The 20,438-nt window shown below is 41.2% G+C and carries 17 protein-coding genes; 2 read left to right on the top strand and 15 right to left on the bottom strand.

Annotated features, from left to right (window positions below; translation table 11 throughout):
• Nucleotides 1-15: 15 nt before the first annotated feature.
• From ACORHV_RS03855 to ACORHV_RS03840, 4 genes are all read right to left on the bottom strand, one after another.
• Nucleotides 16-1,275, bottom strand: a complete 1,260-nt coding sequence (locus tag ACORHV_RS03855) for a UDP-N-acetylglucosamine 1-carboxyvinyltransferase (RefSeq protein WP_042902346.1) — start codon at nucleotides 1,273-1,275, stop codon at nucleotides 16-18.
• Nucleotides 1,276-1,435: 160 nt separating this feature from the next.
• Entirely contained in the window at nucleotides 1,436-2,941 is a 1,506-nt protein-coding gene (gene pyk / locus ACORHV_RS03850) for a pyruvate kinase (protein ID WP_434398865.1), read from the bottom strand.
• A 66-nt stretch (nucleotides 2,942-3,007) separates the two neighbouring features.
• A complete protein-coding gene (gene pfkA, locus ACORHV_RS03845) occupies nucleotides 3,008-4,015 on the bottom strand; it encodes a 6-phosphofructokinase (protein ID WP_000820881.1) in 1,008 nt (335 codons plus the stop codon).
• A gap of 81 nt (nucleotides 4,016-4,096) precedes the next feature.
• The gene (locus tag ACORHV_RS03840) at nucleotides 4,097-7,198 is read right to left on the bottom strand and encodes a DNA polymerase III subunit alpha (protein WP_434398863.1); all 3,102 of its coding nucleotides are present in this window, start codon (nucleotides 7,196-7,198) and stop codon (nucleotides 4,097-4,099) included.
• A 413-nt stretch (nucleotides 7,199-7,611) separates the two neighbouring features.
• Here ACORHV_RS03840 and ACORHV_RS03835 point away from each other — a divergent pair, with 413 nt between their 5' ends.
• Together ACORHV_RS03835 and ACORHV_RS03830 are read left to right on the top strand one after the other, a co-directional pair.
• Entirely contained in the window at nucleotides 7,612-9,894 is a 2,283-nt protein-coding gene (locus tag ACORHV_RS03835) for a Xaa-Pro dipeptidyl-peptidase (protein ID WP_434398861.1), read from the top strand.
• Nucleotides 9,895-10,414: 520 nt separating this feature from the next.
• Nucleotides 10,415-10,885, top strand: a complete 471-nt coding sequence (locus tag ACORHV_RS03830; RefSeq protein ID WP_049477502.1) for an arginine repressor — start codon at nucleotides 10,415-10,417, stop codon at nucleotides 10,883-10,885.
• Nucleotides 10,886-10,921: 36 nt separating this feature from the next.
• Here ACORHV_RS03830 and ACORHV_RS03825 read toward each other — a convergent pair whose 3' ends face one another.
• The 11 genes from ACORHV_RS03825 to ACORHV_RS03775 all read right to left on the bottom strand — a co-directional run bounded on the left by ACORHV_RS03825 (nucleotide 10,922) and on the right by ACORHV_RS03775 (nucleotide 20,375).
• The gene (locus ACORHV_RS03825; RefSeq protein WP_000502578.1) at nucleotides 10,922-11,086 is read right to left on the bottom strand and encodes a hypothetical protein; all 165 of its coding nucleotides are present in this window, start codon (nucleotides 11,084-11,086) and stop codon (nucleotides 10,922-10,924) included.
• 9 nt (nucleotides 11,087-11,095) lie between these two features.
• Nucleotides 11,096-12,406 carry a GTPase ObgE gene (gene obgE / locus ACORHV_RS03820; RefSeq protein WP_000061637.1) on the bottom strand — a complete coding sequence of 437 codons (1,311 nt, stop codon included), beginning with the start codon at nucleotides 12,404-12,406 and terminating at the stop codon, nucleotides 11,096-11,098.
• Nucleotides 12,407-12,477: 71 nt separating this feature from the next.
• Nucleotides 12,478-12,612 carry a DUF4044 domain-containing protein gene (locus ACORHV_RS03815; RefSeq protein WP_000863851.1) on the bottom strand — a complete coding sequence of 45 codons (135 nt, stop codon included), beginning with the start codon at nucleotides 12,610-12,612 and terminating at the stop codon, nucleotides 12,478-12,480.
• A gap of 29 nt (nucleotides 12,613-12,641) precedes the next feature.
• Nucleotides 12,642-12,830, bottom strand: a complete 189-nt coding sequence (locus ACORHV_RS03810) for a PspC domain-containing protein (protein WP_000735790.1) — start codon at nucleotides 12,828-12,830, stop codon at nucleotides 12,642-12,644.
• A 20-nt stretch (nucleotides 12,831-12,850) separates the two neighbouring features.
• On the bottom strand, nucleotides 12,851-14,176 hold the full coding sequence (locus ACORHV_RS03805) for a glycosyltransferase family 4 protein (RefSeq protein ID WP_268702515.1): 1,326 nt from the start codon (nucleotides 14,174-14,176) through the stop codon (nucleotides 12,851-12,853).
• A gap of 8 nt (nucleotides 14,177-14,184) precedes the next feature.
• A complete protein-coding gene (locus tag ACORHV_RS03800) occupies nucleotides 14,185-15,228 on the bottom strand; it encodes a glycosyltransferase family 4 protein (protein WP_434398858.1) in 1,044 nt (347 codons plus the stop codon).
• Between the two features lie 112 nt (nucleotides 15,229-15,340).
• Nucleotides 15,341-15,670, bottom strand: a complete 330-nt coding sequence (locus ACORHV_RS03795; RefSeq protein ID WP_000331930.1) for a metal-sulfur cluster assembly factor — start codon at nucleotides 15,668-15,670, stop codon at nucleotides 15,341-15,343.
• A gap of 14 nt (nucleotides 15,671-15,684) precedes the next feature.
• Entirely contained in the window at nucleotides 15,685-16,794 is a 1,110-nt protein-coding gene (gene rpoD, locus ACORHV_RS03790) for an RNA polymerase sigma factor RpoD (protein ID WP_049549994.1), read from the bottom strand.
• Nucleotides 16,795-16,796: 2 nt separating this feature from the next.
• Nucleotides 16,797-18,557, bottom strand: a complete 1,761-nt coding sequence (gene dnaG / locus ACORHV_RS03785) for a DNA primase (RefSeq protein ID WP_000227887.1) — start codon at nucleotides 18,555-18,557, stop codon at nucleotides 16,797-16,799.
• A gap of 196 nt (nucleotides 18,558-18,753) precedes the next feature.
• Nucleotides 18,754-19,512, bottom strand: coding sequence for an ABC transporter ATP-binding protein (locus tag ACORHV_RS03780; RefSeq protein WP_000125419.1), 759 nt, complete (start codon nucleotides 19,510-19,512; stop codon nucleotides 18,754-18,756).
• Entirely contained in the window at nucleotides 19,509-20,375 is an 867-nt protein-coding gene (locus tag ACORHV_RS03775) for an ABC transporter permease (protein WP_038805101.1), read from the bottom strand. The genes ACORHV_RS03780 and ACORHV_RS03775 overlap by 4 nt, the downstream gene beginning before the upstream one ends.
• Nucleotides 20,376-20,438: the final 63 nt, after the last annotated feature.

Here is a 20,438-nt window from a genome sequence, read left to right as displayed (position 1 = left end):
AATCACCTCAACGGCTTAGTCTTCAACGAGTGTAATATCTGCTCCAAGACTACGCAATTTTTCAATAATATCTGAGTAGCCACGAAGGATAAACTCAATATTCGTAATTTCAGTCTGGCCTTGAGCCATCAAACCAGCGATGACAAGTGCTGCACCAGCTCGCAAGTCTGTAGCTTTTACACTTGCCCCGTGTAACTTACGACCACCGTTGTAGATAATGTGATCATTTGTAGTCGTAATATCCGCATCCATTTTTGCTAACTCAAAAACATGATTGACACGTTTCTCATAAATCGTATCAATAATGGTTCCACGACCTTGAGCGGTCAGCAATAGCGGAGTTATAGGCTGTTGCAAATCGGTTGCAAATCCAGGATAGGGTGCAGTTTTGATATTGATGGCTCTCAAATCGGACTGTTCTTCAACGAAGATGCTGTCTTCTGAGACCGTCATACGAACGCCCATTTCCTCTAGTTTAGCGATAAAGCCTTCTAAGTGTTCATAGAGAACGTTGTTAATGCGAATTCCTTTTCCTACCGCTGCAGCAAGTGAAATATAGGTTCCAGCTTCGATACGGTCTGGAATAACCTGGTGACGCGTTCCATGAAGTTTCTCGACACCATCAATAATGATAATATCAGTCCCAGCACCACGAATATGGGCCCCCATGTTGTTCAAAAGGGTAGCAACATCGATAATTTCCGGTTCACGAGCCGCATTTTCAATGACAGTGCGTCCCTTAGATTTAACCGCAGCAATCATCGTGTTAATCGTTGCTCCAACGCTGACGGTATCCATGTAAATACTTGCGCCATGAAGCCCCTTACCTTGGGCAGATAAATTCATATTATCTCCCTCATAGCTGACCTTAGCCCCCATAGCTTCAAAGGCTTTTAAGTGAAGGTCAATCGGACGAGGCCCCAGATCACATCCGCCAGGAAGGCCAACTGTAGCTTCACCAAAGCGACCTAAAAGACTTCCGTAGAAATAATAAGAAGCACGCAAGCTATTAATCTTACCATAAGGCATTGGAATGTTTTGAACACCTCTTGGATCAATCTCCAAGACATCATCATAACGCTTAACAGTCGCCCCCATAATTTCCATGATTTCGACAAGACTAGCAACGTCTGAAATATCTGGAACACAATCTAAAGTGACAATATCATCTGATAAGATAATAGCTGGAATAAGCGCTACAACACTATTTTTAGCACCACTAATGGTGATCTCACCTTGCAATGGACGTCCACCATTGATGACAATTTTTCTCATGTTTTACTCTTTCAAAATTTACTAAAAAGGTCTTTTCGTTCTATTATATCATAATTTTCAGTTTTTTCCCATTCCTATTTACTAAATACCATTCCATTTTGATAAAAAAAGACCTATCATTCAAGCTGTTCAGCTTGAAATGATAAGTCTTAATGTTAGATTAACGTACTGTACGGATACGCATTGTGTTTGTACGAACAGCTTCGCCAAGTGGTACACCTGCAACGATAACAATATCATCACCAGATTCTACCAAACCTTGCTCAACTGCAATTCTTTCAGCGAGATCAAACATATCATCAGTGTTTGATGGGCGATCAGTGGTTACTGGAATAACTCCCCAGTTAAGCATCAAACCACGCTCAGTCAATTCATCGAAAGTGATTGCCAAGATATCAGCATCTGGACGGTATTTAGAAATCAAACGAGCAGTGTGACCTGTCTTAGTAAGAGTAACCACCAACTTGATATTCATAGAATTTGTCGCATCCTTAACAGCTGAAGCCATAACCTCAGTCTTAGAATTACGTGACAAGTTAACAGATGACAAGCGACCGTATTCTTTTAAAAGAGTTTGAGCATTCTTGTCAATTGTTGCCATTGTACGAACAGACTCAAGTGGATATTTACCATTTGCAGACTCACCTGAAAGCATTGTAGCGTCGGTTCCGTCGATAACAGCGTTAAACACATCTGATACTTCTGAACGCGTTGCACGTGGTTTTTCAGTCATAGTTTCAAGCATGTTTGTTGCTGTGATAGCGACTTTACCAGCTGCATTTACTTTTGTAATAATCATTTTTTGGTAAACTGGAACCATTTCGAATGGTACTTCAATACCCATGTCACCACGGGCGATCATGATACCGTCAGCAGCTTCAATGATTTCATCCAAGTTGTCAATACCTTGTTGGTTTTCGATTTTCGCAAACAATTGAACGTGACCATTACCAGTTTCTTCACAGATTGCACGAACTTCGTTAACGTCTTTTGCAGTACGGACGAATGAAATCGCGATGAAGTTAATACCTTGTTCAAGACCAAAGCGGATATCATCGTTATCACGTTCAGCAAGAGCTGGGAAAGGAATTTTAGTGTTAGGGATGTTTACACCTTTTTGTTTAGCGATAACACCGTCATTTTCCACTTCAACTACAAATTCACGAGTTGCATCGTCTTTTTCTACAACGCGAAGACCAAGTTTACCATCGTCAACCAATACTTGGCGACCAACTTCAACGTCATCATAGATGTCAAGAGCACCAGCAACGTTCAAAGCAATCACTTCACGAGTTGATTTGATTCCTTGTTTAGTTGCAACACGGATTTTTTCACCAGTTTTATATGAGTACTCTTTAGCTTCACCTTCGAACAATTCAGTACGGATTTCTGGTCCTTTAGTATCAAGAAGGAAACCAACTTTTTTACCTGCAAGTTTTTCTGCAAGTTTAACAGTTGCCATACGTTCACCTTGTTCTTGGTGGTCACCGTGTGAGAAGTTGAAACGGAAAGTGTTAGCTCCCGCTTCAATCAATTTAGCAATGTTTTTTGCTGAAGCTTCAACGTCAAGTTTTTCACCCCAGTATCCGTCTTCACCGAATTTTTTACCACCACGGATTTCAACCGCAGGACCTAAAGTTGCAACGATTTTTACACGTTTGTTCATGATTTTTGTGACTCCTTTATATAATTCGACCTTTTATGGTCATGTTACCAAATTAATGAAAGTTGATTAGGACAAGCTCTTGTTCAAATCAGAAAGTTCAAGATCAGCTTTATGAGGGTTGTTAACAACGATCTTACCATCAGCTGTTAAGCTAAACAAAGCTCCTTCTTCTGCTGTACCAAGGATTGGATTCTCAACCATTTTTTCGTTACGGATACCAACAGCGACACCACCGATTCCTTGTTTAAGGAGTTTAACAGCGTGTGCCCCCATGCGTGATGCCAATACACGGTCACGCGCAGTTGGTGATCCACCACGTTGGATGTGACCAAGTTCTGTTACACGAAGGTCACTAGTGTCTCCTGCTTCTTTTAGTTTTTGACCAAATTCAGCTGCTGACATAACACCTTCTGCCAAAACGATAATGTTGTGTTTTTTACCGTGCTCATAACCAGCTTTGATACTAGCTACGATATCTTCCATCTTGAAGCCTTCTTCAGGGATGATAATTTCATCAGCACCAGTTGCGATACCAGCCCAAAGAGCGATATCACCAGCGTTACGTCCCATTACTTCAACAACGAAAGTACGACGGTGACTTGATGATGTATCACGAATCTTATCAATCGCATCCATTGCAGTCGTAACTGCAGTATCAAATCCGATTGTAAAGTCAGTCCCTACGATATCGTTATCGATTGTACCTGGAAGTCCAATAGCAGGGAACCCATGTTCCGTCAAGCGCATAGCTCCGTGATAAGAACCGTCTCCACCGATAACTACGACTCCTTCGATACCGTGTTTTTTCAATTGCTCAATCCCTTTAAGTTGGCCTTCAAGTTGTGCAAACTCAGGGTAACGAGCAGAGTGAAGGAAAGTACCACCACGAGAAATGATGTCTCCTACTGAAGCAGCATCAAGTGGATAAATTTCACCGGCAACCATACCAGCGTACCCATCATAGATACCAAAAACTTCCATTCCTTCTGAGATTGCTTGGCGAACTACTGCACGGATGGCAGCATTCATACCAGGGGCGTCTCCACCACTGGTCAAAACAGCAATACGTTTCATTTGGTTTATGCTCCTTTTTCTTTTAACATTCTTACTGATTATACCACATTTAAATCGAAAATTCTTCTATTTTCCGTATTTTTAGCGATAAATCGTTTTCATAGCAATTCCCTCTAATTTTTCCTCTAGAGCAGAATCTTTTCTTACAAAATGTTGAGTAGAAACAACTGTTTTTTGTTCCTCTTCATACCTGATAATGACAGGGATTGGGCCTTTGTATTGTTCTAGGATATTTGAAATCTCTTTATCATTTTCATGATTTTTAACTTGAATCCAGAATCGTTCCGCCACTGCTTCTTTCAAATCTTGTGCAATCATTTGCAGACGACCATCTCGAGATTGAACTTTGCCATTGATGTAGTAAAATTTCCCTTCGGATAAATTGGAAGCAAATTTTCTATATTGGTCTGAAAATACAGTTACATCCATCCGAGACTTACTATCATGAACCTGTAGAAAAGCCATACTCTCGCCTTTCTTGGTTCGAATCACTTTAATCTTTTGCACTTCAACTAGGAGAGTGGCTTGAGCTCCCTCGGTTAGATTAGTGATTGGAGTGGTCGGATATAGGGCTTGTTTGGCAAGAGTTTGGAGAGGATGGGGACTGATACCTACCCCAATCAGTTCCTGCTCTTTGTAAAATTTCTCTGCCTCAGTAAAATCATCAGCTTCAGTCCAACTATAATTTGTATCCGCAAAGAGTCCACCTAACTCCTCAACAAAGACAAATAAGTTTGGTAGGTTCACTAAGATTTTCTGGCGATTCTTGTCAAATTCATCAAAAAGTCCTAGTTCAACCAAAGGCGTCAAAAGCGACAATTTCTTGTAATTCTTGGGAAGACGTGTGACAAAATCTTCAATGCTTGAGAAAGGACGATTTTCAATAATCCAGTAAGACAAATCTCTTGGCATTCCCTTAATGGCTTTTAGACCAAGATAGATTTTCTTCTTAGCAATTTTATCATGATAGGGAATGCTGTTGATTGCTAAGGGAGCTACTTCAAAGCCCATCTGCAATGCATCTACAATGTAATCACTGCTAGAATAGTTCAACATAACTTGAAAGAAAATAGCAGGATAGTGTGTCTTGAAATAAGCTAGTTGGAATGCCAGTGCTGAGTAGGCATAAGCGTGGGATCGGTTAAATCCATAGCCTGCAAACTTTTCCATCACTGCAAAAACTTGGTTGGCCTTTTCTTCTGTATGCCCCAATTTCATAGCTCCTGTGATAAAATCTTCCTTCATCAGATGCATCTCTTTGGCATTTTTCTTACCCATGGCACGTCTGAGAATGTCGGCTTTACCAAGACTGAATCCTCCAAAGCGTTGAGCTACCTGCATAACCTGCTCTTGATAGAGCATAATACCGTAGGTTGATGAAAGGATGTCTTCTAAGGCAGGGTCTAACACCGTCACCTTTTCTTTACCATGCTTACGAGCGACAAAATTATCAATATAATCACTTGCCCCCGGTCTATTGAGGGATGTCGTTGCTACTACCTCTTCAAAGACTTGCGGCTGAACTCGTTTCAAGAGCCGAATGGCGCCAGGTTGTTCAAATTGGAAAATCCCCTTGGTATTTCCAGCAGCAAAGAGGGCCAGAGTTTCTTTGTCTTCCAAATCAATCTCTTCGATTTTTAGATGAACACCCTCTGACTCCGCAAGCAATTCCTGCATTTTTTGGACAAAAGTCAGGTTACGTAAACCGAGGAAATCCATTTTTAGAAGTCCATTGGCTTCAACACCATGAGCATCATACTGAGTGATGAGCATATCCTCACCATATTTTAGAGGAATGTAGTCCGTCAAGTCTTGGTCACTCATAACGACCCCAGCTGCATGGATAGAGGTCTGACGAGGATACCCTTCAATCTTTCGAGCAATCTCAAAAGCTTTTTGATATTCAATCTTACTATTGATGATCTGCCTAAACTGTAAATTCTTTTCATAGGCTGTCGTTAGCGTATCTCGGAAACTGATTTTTTTCGTAATATTTGTTAATTCGTACTCAGGGACACCATAACGTTTGAAAACATCACGAATTGCCTGTTTTGCTCCAAAGGTCGAATAAGTAACAATCTGCGCCACATGTTGACTTCCATACCGATCACGAACATAGCGAATGAACTCTGGTCTATAGAGGTCAGGAATGTCGATATCGATATCAGGCATGGTGTAACGCTCACGATTTAAAAAGCGCTCGAAAATCAGGTTCTTTTCAACCGGATCAATCCCTGTGATATCAAGTGAGTAAGCCACCAGACTACCAACTGCAGAACCACGCCCCATTCCCATATAGTAGCCTTGGGAACGTCCAAAACGGAGCAAATCCCAAACTACAAGGAAATAGTCGTCAAAGCCCATATCATGAATCACAGCTAATTCCTCATTAAGTCGCTCATGATAAATAGCTGAGGCCAACCCCTTTTCACTCAAACCTTGCTCAGCCCTCTCTCGAAGTTCTTCTACTGCTGGTCTTTCAGGGTTAAAGCGAGGAAGTTTTAAACTTGGGTCGATTTGATAGCTTACATTCTCTATCAAACCTTGGAGATTGGCAAGCGCCTGAGGGAAGCGATTTTTAAACCGTGCTTCCAAGTCTGAGGCAGGAAAAAAAATCCCTTGTTGTGAATGCAGATCCACTTCTCTCAGACTGACATTGTCCTTGACTGCTGACAAGATTTGTAAAACCTGTAGGTCTTCTTTTTCAAAAGAGTTGACTTGATAGAGTGGAAGAATGGGTCTGATAAAGACTTCTTGAGGAGTATCTGGACTAACACCGATAAAAAAATCAACCCCCAAATCCAACTGTTCGACCCCATTAAAATAGGGAACAATAATGGCCACATCTTCGAGGTGGGAGGTGAAGTCAGACCATTTTTTCCGTCCAGTCATTTTTAAAGTGGATAACTTCATCAACTCTTGATAACCTTTAGTGGATAGGGCTAGAAAACGAAGAGAGAGATTTTCCTCATCTTTGACCAAGGTCATTTCTAGACCAATTAAAGGTCGAATGCCATGCTTACGAGTTGCTTCTAGAAAATGATAGGCTCCATAGAGATTATCCACATCCATGATAGCAAGGTGAGAATAGCCGTATTCTTTAGCCATTTGTACATATTTTTCAATCGAAACCACACTTTCCATAAAACTATAAACAGTCTTGGTGTCGAGCTGTGCAATCATTACTTCTCCTCCTTGCTTTCGTTTTACTACTATTATACCATTTTAAGCTGGATATTGAAGCAACTCTGCACTTTCTTTTCAATATCATCAGTTACAAACTTCTTCTCTTCTTACTGTTAAATTCTTCATTTTTCAAAGGAAGGAAACAAAAATTAATATTATATAATAGTTTTTAATGTAAATTTAGATATATTTATACCAAACGAAGAATAATAAAGATAGGAGTTATATGCAGTTTTACATATAAAAATCTCTAGAAAAAGGCTTACTTCTATAGTATTTATTCAGTATTTTATAATAACTTACCAAATAGATATGCTGGTTTAAGAAATTTATTTCATTTAAGTTTATTTATTCCATTTTTCCCTCTTTTTTGATATAATAAATTTAGTTTGTTTTCAAAGGAGAGAAACATGCGTTTTAATCAATTCAGCTATCAACCAACCACTAGTTCTCAACGATTTGAGGAATTAGAAGGTCTTGGTCTAAAGCTGTCACCCCAACTGTCCTTAAAAAGACAGTTTGAAGATTTCATTCGTTGGAGTTTTTTCACTTATTCTAACACGGATTATGCCTTGTCGACTTTGGCTGCGAATAAAGAAACAGATTTAGTAACCTTTTTCCAGTCAGACCGTGAGTTAACTGCAGAGATTTTCTACACAGTAGTTTTTCAACTTTTAGGATTTAGCTATCTTGTTGACTTTGAGGATGCCGAACAGTTTCGTAAAGAAACTGCTTTTCCTATTGTTTATGGAGATCTCATTGAAAATCTTTATCAATTGCTCAATACGCGAACGAAAAAAGGAAATACGCTTATCGATCAGCTTGTTAGTGATGGACTCATTTCAGAAGACAATCACTACCACTACTTTAACGGTAAGAGCTTAGCAACCTTCTCTACTCATGATGTCATTCGTGAAGTCGTGTATGTCGAGAGTCGTGTGGATACTGATAAAGACGGACTCCCTGACTTAGTCAAGGTCAGCATTATTCGCCCGCGTTATGATGGTCAAGTACCTGCTCTTATGACTGCCAGCCCTTATCACCAAGGGACTAACGACAAAGCCAGTGACAAGGCTCTCTACAAAATGGAGGGAGAGCTTGAGGTCAAACCGCCCCACACCATTGAACTTGAGGAACCTAAGCTGAATTTAGTCGAACCTCATGGTCAAGCAGAAGTCGTCTCAGAAGCTGAAGAAAAGCTATCTCATATCAATAGCTCATATACTCTAAATGACTACTTCCTCCCACGTGGATTTGCCAATCTCTATGTGTCGGGTGTTGGTACCAAGGATTCCCAAGGGCTCATGACCAATGGGGACTACCAGCAGATTGAAGCTTATAAAAATGTCATTGATTGGCTCAATGGTCGTTGTCGTGCTTTCACGGACCACACGCGCAAGCGCCAAATCAAGGCTGACTGGTCAAACGGCAAAGTCGCAACAACAGGTATTTCCTATCTAGGTACCATGTCCAATGGTCTCGCCACCACTGGTGTTGATGGCTTAGAAGTCATCATTGCAGAAGCAGGTATTTCCTCTTGGTACAACTACTATCGAGAAAACGGTCTAGTGACTAGCCCAGGTGGCTATCCAGGTGAGGATTTTGACTCACTTGCTGAATTGACCTACTCCCGCAACCTCCAAGCTGGTGACTATGTTCGTGGCAATGAAGCTCATCAAGCAGATTTAGAGAAAGTTAAAGAGAAACTCGATCGCAAGACTGGTGACTACAATCAGTTTTGGCATGACCGCAACTATCTGCTCAATGCTCACAAGGTTCAAGCTGAGGTCGTCTTTACGCATGGTTCCCAGGATTGGAACGTCAAACCTCTTCATGTTTACCAAATGTTTCATGCCCTTCCTAGCCATATCAATAAGCACCTCTTTTTCCATCATGGTGCCCATGTCTATATGAACAACTGGCAGTCGATCGACTTCCGCGAGTCCATGAATGCCTTGTTAAGTAAGAAACTGTTAGGACTTGACTCAAGCTATCAACTTCCGACTGTCATCTGGCAGGATAATACCGTACCGCAAAGCTGGCAAGGTCTTGATAACTTTGGCAAACAGGATGAACTGCATACCTTCTCTCTCGGTAATGAGGAAAAAGTGATTCAAAACCAGTATGATCAAAAAGATTTTGATCGTTATGGTAAGACTTACCAGACCTTCAACACTGAACTTTATCAAGGAAAAGCCAATCAGATCACCATTGACCTTCCAGTAAGTCAAGACATTCACTTAAATGGGCGAGTGGAGCTGAAACTTCGTGTCAAATCGAGTACAAACAAGGGCTTATTATCAGCCCAACTGCTAGAACTTGGACAAAAGAAATATCTGCAGCCTTATCCAGCTGTTTTAAGTGCTAGAACCATCGATAATGGTCGTTACCATATGTTAGAAAATCTCTGTGAACTACCATTCAACCCGAGTGGCCAACGTGTCATCACCAAAGGCTACCTTAATCTTCAAAATCGAACCGATCTCTTGACGATTGAAGAAATCCAACCAAATGAATGGATGGACTTCAAGCTAGAGCTTCAACCAACTATCTACAAACTTAAAAAAGGAGATACTCTCCGTTTGGTTCTCTATACAACAGACTTTGAGATTACAATTCGAGATAATACAGACTATCAGTTGACTGTTGATTTAGCACAGTCTAGTCTTATCCTACCTTGTCAAAAGGTATAATCTACCTGACTTTCAATATGGAAGTATTCAAAGGAAAAGTCAATGAATTTGACCATTGAACTACCTATAACCAAAGTTTTCCACTTGAACAGTCGAATCAAACATAAACTTCGTATCAAATCCAGTTCATCTAAAAGCATTTTAGAAGCCCCTAGATAGAACTTGGACAAAAGATACTCCCTCTAACCAACATGTGTAACCATTTATCATACACGCTACTACACCACATGTTGGAAATCTCTGTGAATTAACATTTAGAGTAAATTCACAAAACGCCGTGACAAAAAGCTACCCAAATTGAATGATTCACTGTCATTAAAGAACATCAATGTAGATGAACGGATTGCTACCCAGTTTATCTGCACGCAACTAGTGACAAGTTAAAAGAAGGAGAATCTCTCCATCTAGTTCTTTATCCTACTGACTGTGAAATCATCATACGTGACAATACCGCCTACCACCCGACTGACGTTATCGTTCAGTCCACGCTACTGTACCTTGTAAAAGGAGTACTTACTTTATGAACAAATCAGAACACAGACACCAACTTATCCGCGCCCTCGTTTCAAAAAACAAAATCCATACACAAGCTGAATTACAAGCCTTATTAGCGGAAAATGATATCCAAGTGACTCAGGCTACTCTATCACGCGATATCAAAACCATGAACCTTTCAAAAGTGCGCGAAGAGGATAATTCTTACTATGTGCTAAATACAGGCTCTATCTCCAAATGGGAAAAACGTCTTGAAAATTATATGGAAGATGCTCTTGTTATGTTGCGTCCGGTGCAACACCAAGTTATTTTGAAAACTTTACCCGGTTTAGCCCAATCATTTGGATCTGTAATTGATTCCTTGGCTTTTCCAGATGTCGTTGCAACCCTTTGTGGAGACGATGTCTGCATGATTATCTGTGAAGATGCTACAAAAGCGCAGGCTTGTTTTGAGAGTCTTAAAAAATATGCGCCACCATTTTTCTTTAGTGAATAAAACAAATCCCGTGATCAAAAGATCACGGGATTTGTTTTATTTCTTTGACTGTGTTTCTTCTTTCTTTGTACGCGCCAATCGAAGAGCACGTTTAGGATTTAGACGATTAAACAATTCTTCTAGTTTCTTTTCATTCCACACATCTGCTGCAGAAACAAAATTTCCATCTGCATCTCGGAATGATATCGGTTTATCTCCCATATCAATCTCCTAGTCTACAAATTCAAATTCAAATTTACCAATTCGGACCAAATCGCCATCTTTGGCTCCACGCGCACGAAGGGCTTCATCAACCCCCATACCACGAAGCTGACGGGCAAACTTCATGACCGATTCGTCACGGTCAAAGTTGGTCATGTTAAAGAGTTTCATGAGTTTTTCACCAGAAAGTACCCATGTCGCATCATCATCACGACTAATCTCAAAGGCTTTTTCTTCCTCGTCAAAGCCATAGTAAGCCTCTTCTTCCATATCGGATTCATCATAAATCGGGAATTCTGGAGTCTTGTCTAACAACTCGGCTGTCGCGTCCAAAAGAGTCGCCAAGCCTTGCTTGGTCAATCCAGAAATTGGGAAGATGGCTGGAAGTTCCTCAAACTCGTCGTAGTTTGCTGCTAACTTTTCCTTGAAAGTTTTAAGATTTTCCTGACTTTCAGGCATATCCATCTTGTTGGCCACGATAATCTGTGGACGTTCCATGAGACGAAGGTTATAGGATTCTAATTCCTTATTGATAGCAAGGTAATCCTCATAAGGATCACGTCCTTCGCTAGCTGACATATCGATGACATGGAGAATAACTCGAGTACGTTCGATATGACGAAGAAACTGGGTTCCAAGACCAACCCCTTGACTAGCCCCTTCAATCAAACCTGGAAGATCTGCTACTGCAAAAGATTCACCTGACTGCGTACGAACCATCCCTAGATTAGGCACAATGGTCGTAAAGTGGTAAGCACCGATTTTAGGTTTAGCTGAAGTGATGACACTGAGTAAAGTTGACTTCCCAACTGATGGAAAACCAACTAGACCAACATCTGCTAGAATCTTCAATTCCAGTTGCAACTCACGTTCCTGACCCGGCTCTCCATTCTCAGAGATTTCAGGTGCAGGATTTTTGGGAGTGGCAAAACGGATGTTTCCACGACCACCTCGACCGCCATGAGCCACGATAAATTCTTGACCATGTTCAATCAAGTCTGTAATTACTTTGCCAGTTTCTGCATCACGTACAGTAGTCCCCTGTGGTACTCGAACACGAAGATCTTCTGCACCACGACCGTGCATTCCTTTGGTCATTCCTTTTTCACCGGAATCAGCCTTGAAATGACGGTTATAGCGGAAATCCATCAAGGTACGCAAACCTTCGTCTACCACGAAAACAACGTTACCTCCTCGTCCACCATCACCACCCCAAGGACCGCCATTAGGGACATATTTTTCACGGCGAAAGGCAACCATGCCATCGCCACCATTACCAGCCTTAACCTTAATCTTGGCTGTATCTAAAAACATACTCATATTTTCTTCTCACTTTAAAAAGGCTGGGGAGAACCCAGTCATTAGTTATTGTTTCTATCCTCGTAGCTTGGTTAGAATCTGCTGAAAGCTCCAAGCGCAGTTGCAAAGATACCAGCAAGGGTTACAAACAACATGATGAGCACGACAACAAGTGTCACCTTTTCAAACAAAGTTTTTTTACGTTTTCCGTTATCTCCAAAAGCCATAACTTCTCCTTTTTCTATATAATTTTAATTTAATATTCTGTTGAAACTGGTGCAATCAACCATAAAATGATATAAGCAAGGACTCCTGTCCCATAACAAAATGCAAGAACAGCCCAAATGACACGAACAATTGTTGGATCGATATCAAAATAATGAGCAACTCCTGCGCATACTCCACCAATTTTTTGATCTTTCCCGCTTCTCATTAATTTTTTCATTTTTTCTTCCTCTTATTCTATTATTTGAATTCGTCTCTCCAATAATCTTTGATGCTAGACAATTGTTTTCGAGACGCTCTTAAAATACGCTTGGATTCTTTTACTGGGCTTGTAACAGCCTGTTGAGGTAGATAGAGAATCGTTTTTAAAAAGCGCTGAGTGACAGGTTGTCCATCATGTAGCTCATGTTCAAAGTTATTTGAGATAATGGCATCAAGGTAAAACTCATGAACTCGTTTCCCAAAATTTTCAGCCGAAATCTCGTACAACTTATCCGCCAACTTTTGTTCAGACATATCAGGAGTAGCGATCAATGCTTCAAGGATAGCGCCCGCAAGCTCTCGTTCTCCATAGTAAAGGGTACCAAACATTTTATCATTGATCAGATTTTCAAGATAGGGGTTGCCATGAGCGATAACAGGTGTTCCACTGGCTAGACTTTCTAGATAGGTTAAGCCTTGAGTTTCACTCGTAGAGGCTGAAATAAAGAAATCAGCTGCTTTATAGTACAAGGCTGTCTCACTTGGAGCAATCATACCTGTAAAAATCACATGTTTTTGTATGTTTAATTTCCGTGCTTGTTCTTTCAGACTGTCCAGATAAGGTCCATCTCCAGCAACAACCAACTTCACCTTGTCTTCTTCTTTCAAAACCTGTTCAAAGGCAGCTAAAACTGCTTGGATATTTTTCTCATAAGAAATACGCGAAAGGCTCAGCAGCATTTTCTCGCCTTCCTGAATACCTAACTTCGAGCGAAGCTCTAGTAAGTTTTCCTCTTTGATCTCAGGTCGTTCAAACTTAGCAAGCTCAATTCCAGTTGGGATGACACGCTTTTCAACCTTGACTTTGTATTTAGATAAAAGGTCACGAACAATCTCACTAGGGCAAATCACACCATCTACATCATGAAGGAAGCCACGCACCAAATATTTTACCATACTCGGACGAATTAGCATGCCCTTAGCAATGTAATGCACATAGTCTTCATACTGGGTATGGTAGGTATGAATAACTGGAATTTTCAATTCTCTCGCAATCCAAATCCCTAACAAACCAAGTGAAAATTCTGTCTGGGTATGAATGATGTCGAGTTGATACTGCTTGGCAATTTCAAGCGCCTTTGTAAAACCTCGATAGGCAAATCGTCGATCCTTAAACGCAAAGAAAGGGACACTCGGAATGCGAATAATTTGCCAATCCTCGTATCGGTTTACGTCTTTATCAGTCGTTGTAAAGATAAAAACTGCATGCCCCTGCTTTTCAAGCTCAGTTTTCAAAGTCCGAATACTAGTCGCGACCCCGGAAACCTGAGGGAAATAGGTATCTGTAAATAAACCAATTCGCATAAATTACCTCACTTTTTGCCCAAAGCAGCCTGTTCTCGATAAAATTTTAACCAGATTTCCAACAAATGCTCCTCAGAGTACTCTTTGGAGATCTCACGAGCTTTTTCTTTCAAGTCCTTTAAAGCTTCAGGGTCATTCTTGTATTCTAGGATTGCTTCTCTCATCTCGGAAACATCACTTGTAGCACGATAATTCCCATCAAGAATAACCTTATACAGATCCAAATCTCTTAACATAATAGGAGCCTCGCAACTAGCGGCCTCTAAGATGGTCATAGGGAATAATTCATTGTAACTTGGTAGCAAGAACAGATCCGCCATAGCGTAAAGTTCCCGCATCCGTTCGGGTGACACAATTCCAGGGAAAATAAGATTTTCAGGTGGATTGTCCATTATCTTCTTGTAGCGTTCATAACCATCTGTCATCCCACCAAATGAAAAACCACCTGCCCAGATAAAGGTAATTTCTGGCAACTCCTCAGCAAGACGGATAAAATCATCAATCCCTTTACGTTTCTGAACTTGACCCGCACCGATAACGACAAACTGATCTTCCGCAAGATCCATTTCCTTCCGGAGTTGTGCAACCTGTTCAGCTGGTAATGGATGCCATTTTTCTTTGTTTACAAAATTTGGAATATAAGTTACTTTTTCACGCGAAATACCAGCAGCCACTAAATCCTCGATAAACATGGGATTGACCACCACTAAGTGTTCCATTCGGTTGTAAAAGGAAAAAACATAACGTTTGACAATTCCTTTTAGGAAAAATGGAATCTTCAAACTCCCCTCAAGCGTATCAGGCAAAAAATGCACATAGCCAATTTTTCTCCCAGAGCGTTTCTTTTGGAAAGTAGATAAATAATAGGGGAAATCAATGGTATGAAAGTGAGTTACATCCGCTTCTACAGGAAGATTCTCTGTAACAATCAACTGGTCTTTGGCATCACGGTGAAGGAGACTAACCAATTCTCTATAAGCTCCTGACACTCCTTGACCAGCTACTTTTTCACTTGAGCTTAGCATATTAATACGCAATTTTTCGTTTTCCATACCTTTCATTATACCATTTTATTTCCAGAAAATCAGCAAAAGAAAGAAGAGACGATTGGAAAAAGGATAAAATTATCCTATTTTCCAATCGTCTCTCTCATTTTTTTAGTCTTTATTTAATTCCTAGGGCGATACGCGCGTATCGGCTCATTTTTTCAACTGTCCAAGCTGGATACCAGACCAATTTAACTTCGGTATTGGTTACCTCAGGCACATCTGTCATCGCATCATGTATCTGGTCTGTCAAAAGGTCAGCCAGTGGGCAGCCCATAGTTGTCAAGGTCATATCAATTTCAGTATGACCTGTTTCACCATCAAAACGAATTTCATAAATCAAACCTAGGTTGACAATATCAATCCCCAACTCAGGGTCGATGACTTCTTCCAAAGCATTTAAAATGCGTGTTTTGATCGTTTCAATTTGCTCTTCTGTATAAGCCATGTTATTCCTCACTCTCAGTCTTCAATAAAATCACGAAGGGGTTTGCTGCGACTTGGTTGGCGCAATTTTCTCAAAGCCTTGGCCTCAATCTGACGGATACGCTCACGAGTCACGTTAAAGACTTTACCAACATCTTCAAGGGTACGCATTTTCCCATCATCTAGCCCGAAACGAAGGCGCAGAACGTTTTCTTCACGGTCTGTGAGAGTATCCAAAACTTCATCCAACTGCTCGCGCAAAACGATTCGAGTTGTGTAGTCTACTGGATTTTCAATTACTTCGTCTTCGATAAAGTCCCCAAGATGGCTATCGTCCTCTTCACCAATCGGTGTTTCAAGTGATACTGGTTCTTGAGCAATTTTCAAGATTTCGCGGACCTTGTCAGGTGTCATATCCATACGCTCAGCGATTTGTTCAGGAGTTGGATCTTGTCCCAATTCTTGAAGGAGATTCCGCTGTTCACGGACAAGCTTGTTAATGGTTTCTACCATGTGGACAGGGATACGAATAGTACGGGCTTGGTCAGCGATGGCACGGGTAATCGCCTGACGAATCCACCAAGTTGCGTAAGTTGAAAACTTGAATCCTTTTGAATAGTCAAACTTGTCAACAGCCTTCATCAAGCCCATGTTTCCTTCTTGGATCAAGTCAAGAAACTGCATGCCACGCCCTACGTAGCGCTTAGCAATCGAAACCACCAAACGAAGGTTGGCTTCTGCAAGACGTTGTTTGGCTTCAATATCACCAGCCTCAACTGCTAAGGCCAATTCTTTTTCCTCTTCGTTAGTCAAGAGAGGAACAACCCCGATTTCCTTCAAATACATACGGACTGGGTCATTAACCTTGGCAGAAGTTGAGCCAATCAAGTCCTCATCACTGAGTTCTGGTTCTTCTTCTGCACTAAGAACACGCGCGCTTGGATTTCCTTCGTTATCTGTGATAGAAATTCCAGCATCCTGAATCCGTTGCAAAAGGTCTTCAATGCCTTCTGCATCAAGGGCAAACGGAATAACCAGACTTGAATTGATTTCGTCATCTGTTGCTGTTCCTGTTTTTTTGTGGTTACGGATAAAGTCTGCTACTTGCACATCAAATGTGGTTACTTCTTTTTGTTTTGTTGCCATTATTACTCCATTCTTCTCTTTTGGGAAATCAATCGTTGCAATTCTTCCAAGGCTGTGTCTGTATCTCCTACATGACTAGCTTCCTGCACTTTCTTTTTAATCCTTAAATTGTCCTTGCTGAGGAGGGCACGGTTACGAGTCGCTTCGACTTCCGCTAGCTCTTGAGGCGACATCTCAGCTGGCAAATCCAAGCTAAGCACGTGGTACCAGGCATTTTCAACCTCAGGAGTCTGATGAGACAGTTCCTCTGATCCGATTTCTCCCTCTGCACTTAATAATTCGTAAAGAATTTGAAATTCTGGGGTATCAAAGAAAAAATCTTCTCTTAATCGGTAGTCATTTAGAACAACTGGATTCTCAGCCATCCTATAAAGGAGATGAGCCTCTGCTCTCATGACTGCTGTCAGTTGCCGCGTTACAGGTAAACTAATCGCTGCTGGAGGTTGCTCCTCTTTGACTCTTTCCTGCCTTTGAACAATGCGACTTTCATTTACAATCTGCTCCACCTGCTGGTAATCAAAAGAAGGTAGATTATCCGCCAGAATGTGGATATAAGAATTCTGGGCAGTGATAGACTTTTCTTTGGCGATTAGGGGGGCAATCTTTTCAATGAACTCGATTTGCGCCTGTAAGTTATCACTATTTTCCGGCTTGAGCTGGTGAATATAGAACTCTATGGGACTAATCCGAGTCTTGGTTAAAAGGTAAGCCAGGTCTTCAGCAGAATTCTTTTGCAAATACTCATCTGGGTCCATGGCATCAGGTACTCGAACAACCTCAACTGAGAAGTCTTTTAACTCCTCTAGAGCCTTGGCTGTTGCTGTCTGCCCTGCCTTGTCGCCATCGTAGCTGAGAACAATTTTTTTGGTAAAGCGTCTGAGGTGATCAACATGCTCCTTGCTTAAGGCTGTTCCCATGGAAGCTACAGCATTTTCTATACCAGCACGGTAGGCTGCAATCACATCCATGAAGCCTTCCATCAGATAGAGCTCTGTAATCTTACCTGTTCCCTTTTTTGCCTTGTCCAGATGATACAATTCGTAGCTCTTGTTAAAAATTGCAGTCGAGCGGCTATTTTTATATTTGGCAGTCTGACTATCCGTTTCTTGCCAGATACGACCTGAAAATGCAATAACCTGCCCCTTGTCATTGGTCAAAGGAAAGATGATTCGTCCAAAAAAAGTATCATAAAATTGATTACCATCTGACAGATAAAACAAGCCCGAATCCAATAAATCCTTTTCCTCAAACTTGTCAGCCAAACGTTGATAGAGATAAGTTCTCTCTGCTGGAGCTAGTCCAATCTGGAAGTGCTTCAGAACATCATCTGTCAATCCGCGTTTGTAGAGATAAGCCCTTGCTTCTTCTCCCATCTTTGTCGTCATGAGGATGGCATGGTAAAAACGGGCAGCTTCTTCATGCATATCGTATAGAGCTTGATGAGGGGAAGTTTGTTGGGGACGAGACTGTACCGGCGTAGCTAGTTGAATACCGACGCGCTCTCCTAAGAGCTGAACGGCTTCCATGAAGGACACACCTTGGTATTCTTCGATAAACTTAAAGACATCTCCTGAACGACCACAGCCAAAACAGTGATAAAACTGCTTGTCTTCCACAACGTTGAAAGAAGGGGTCTTTTCACCATGAAAAGGACAGAGCCCTAAATAGTTCCGTCCAGCCTTTTGTAAAGAAATCACATCACCTATGACTTCCACAATGTTGGCATTGTTTTTGATTTCTTCAATGACTTGCTTGTCAACCATACACAATACCTCCATCTTATCATAGTTTCACGTAAACTAGTATAGCTTATTTCTGAAAAAAAGTAAACCATTTCATACGCTTTCCGTAATTCTCTTTGCCTTATTTTTCTAGATAGAAAGAGGTGATAAAAAACTCAGAAACACTTCCATGTTTCTAAGTTAATTTTCACTATTTTTTGATGATTACTTCACTCATCTATTCAAATAATTGATAGTAGTCTGAAATTTTCATCTTAGCTTTTTCTTCTTTATTGAGGTCTTGGATGATGCGACCTTCCTTCATGACAATCAGACGGTTTCCATACTTCAGTGCATCCTCCATATGGTGGGTAATCATCAAGGCTGTTAGATGATCCTTGCTGACAAAGTCATCTGTTAACTCCATCAAGGCAACACTGGTTTTTGGGTCAAGAGCTGCTGTGTGTTCATCCAACAAGAGCAACTCTGGTCGCTTCAAGGTTGCCATCAAGAGACTCAAGGCCTGGCGTTGACCACCTGATAGAAACTCAATCGGAGTATCTAGATGTTTCTCAAGCCCATTTCCCACTTTTTCAATGGTAGCCTGAAACTCTTCCCGATGACTTGATAGCCTTCTAGGCAGGAGTCCTCTCTTCTCACCACGAAACTTGGCAATTAAGAGATTTTCCGCCACCGTCATACGGGGAGCCGTACCCATCTTAGGATCCTGAAAAACACGAGACAAGTACTTAGCCCGCTTTTCAGGTGAAAAATGCGTCACATCCTCGCCCATGATACGGATACTTCCACTTGTTAAGGGCAAGGTACCTGCAATAGTGTTAAAAAGCGTTGACTTCCCTGCTCCATTTCCACCTAGGATAGTAATGAAATCATGTTCAAAAATTTCAAGAGAAACATCATTCAGAATGATTTTTTCCTCGTCAAAGCCATTCGTGATGACTTTGGTGGCATTTTTTAATTCTACAATTGCTGTCATCTGCTAAACTTGACTCCTTTCAGGTATTTGCTTTTGAAGGTTGGAATCATGAGGCAAACTGCCAAAATCAAGGCGCTGTACAAACGAAGATAACTTGTATTAAACCCAAGAGCAATCACTCCCCAAACGAGGAACTGATAAGCAATAGACCCTACAACGATGGTCATGAGTCGCTCTGCCAAAGTCAAACTCTTGAACAAAACCTCACCAATAATCAAGCTAGCAAGCCCTACGACAATCACGCCAATTCCTCGAGAAACATCCGCGTATCCTTCTTGTTGAGCAATTAAGGCTCCTGCAAGCGCGATAATCCCATTTGAGAGAACCAAACCCATAAGTTCCATACGACCCGTATTGATACCAAAGCTACGAGCCATATCGGGATTGTCACCTGTAGCGATGTAGGCCTGACCTAGTTTGGTATCAAGGAAAAAGAGCATAAGGCCAATAACAAGAGCTACAAAGATTAATCCAGTCAGGAGTTGGTTAAGATCTGAATCGAAAGGCAAGACATCCTGTATTTGTTTAGTTCCAAGAAGCCCCAGATTGGCACGCCCCATAATCATGAGCATGATGGAATGGCAGGAAGTCATGACCAGAATCCCTGATAAGAGGGTTGGGATTTTTCCTTTGGTATATAAGAGTCCCGTCGCCATTCCAGCTAGACAGCCCGCTCCTACTGCAGCTAAGGTCGCTAAGAATGGATTGACTCCCTGTGTTATCAAGGTTACAGCTACTGCTCCCCCTAGAGGAAAAGAACCTTCAGTAGTCATATCTGGAAAATTCAAAATTCGAAAAGTCATAAAGATTCCCAAACCTAGAATCGCCCAGACCATCCCCTGTGAAATAATGGATACTATCATAATCTTTCACTCATTTCTTTCTTTAGTAAAAATGGGAGGAGATGTGTCCAGCTCCTCCTTTAT

The sequence above is a fragment of the Streptococcus sp. KHUD_016 genome (assembly GCF_051106465.1).
Taxonomy (GTDB): Bacteria; Bacillota; Bacilli; order Lactobacillales; family Streptococcaceae; genus Streptococcus.
Note: the sequence above shows the minus strand (reverse complement) of the source record. Positions and strands in the feature narration are given on the sequence as shown.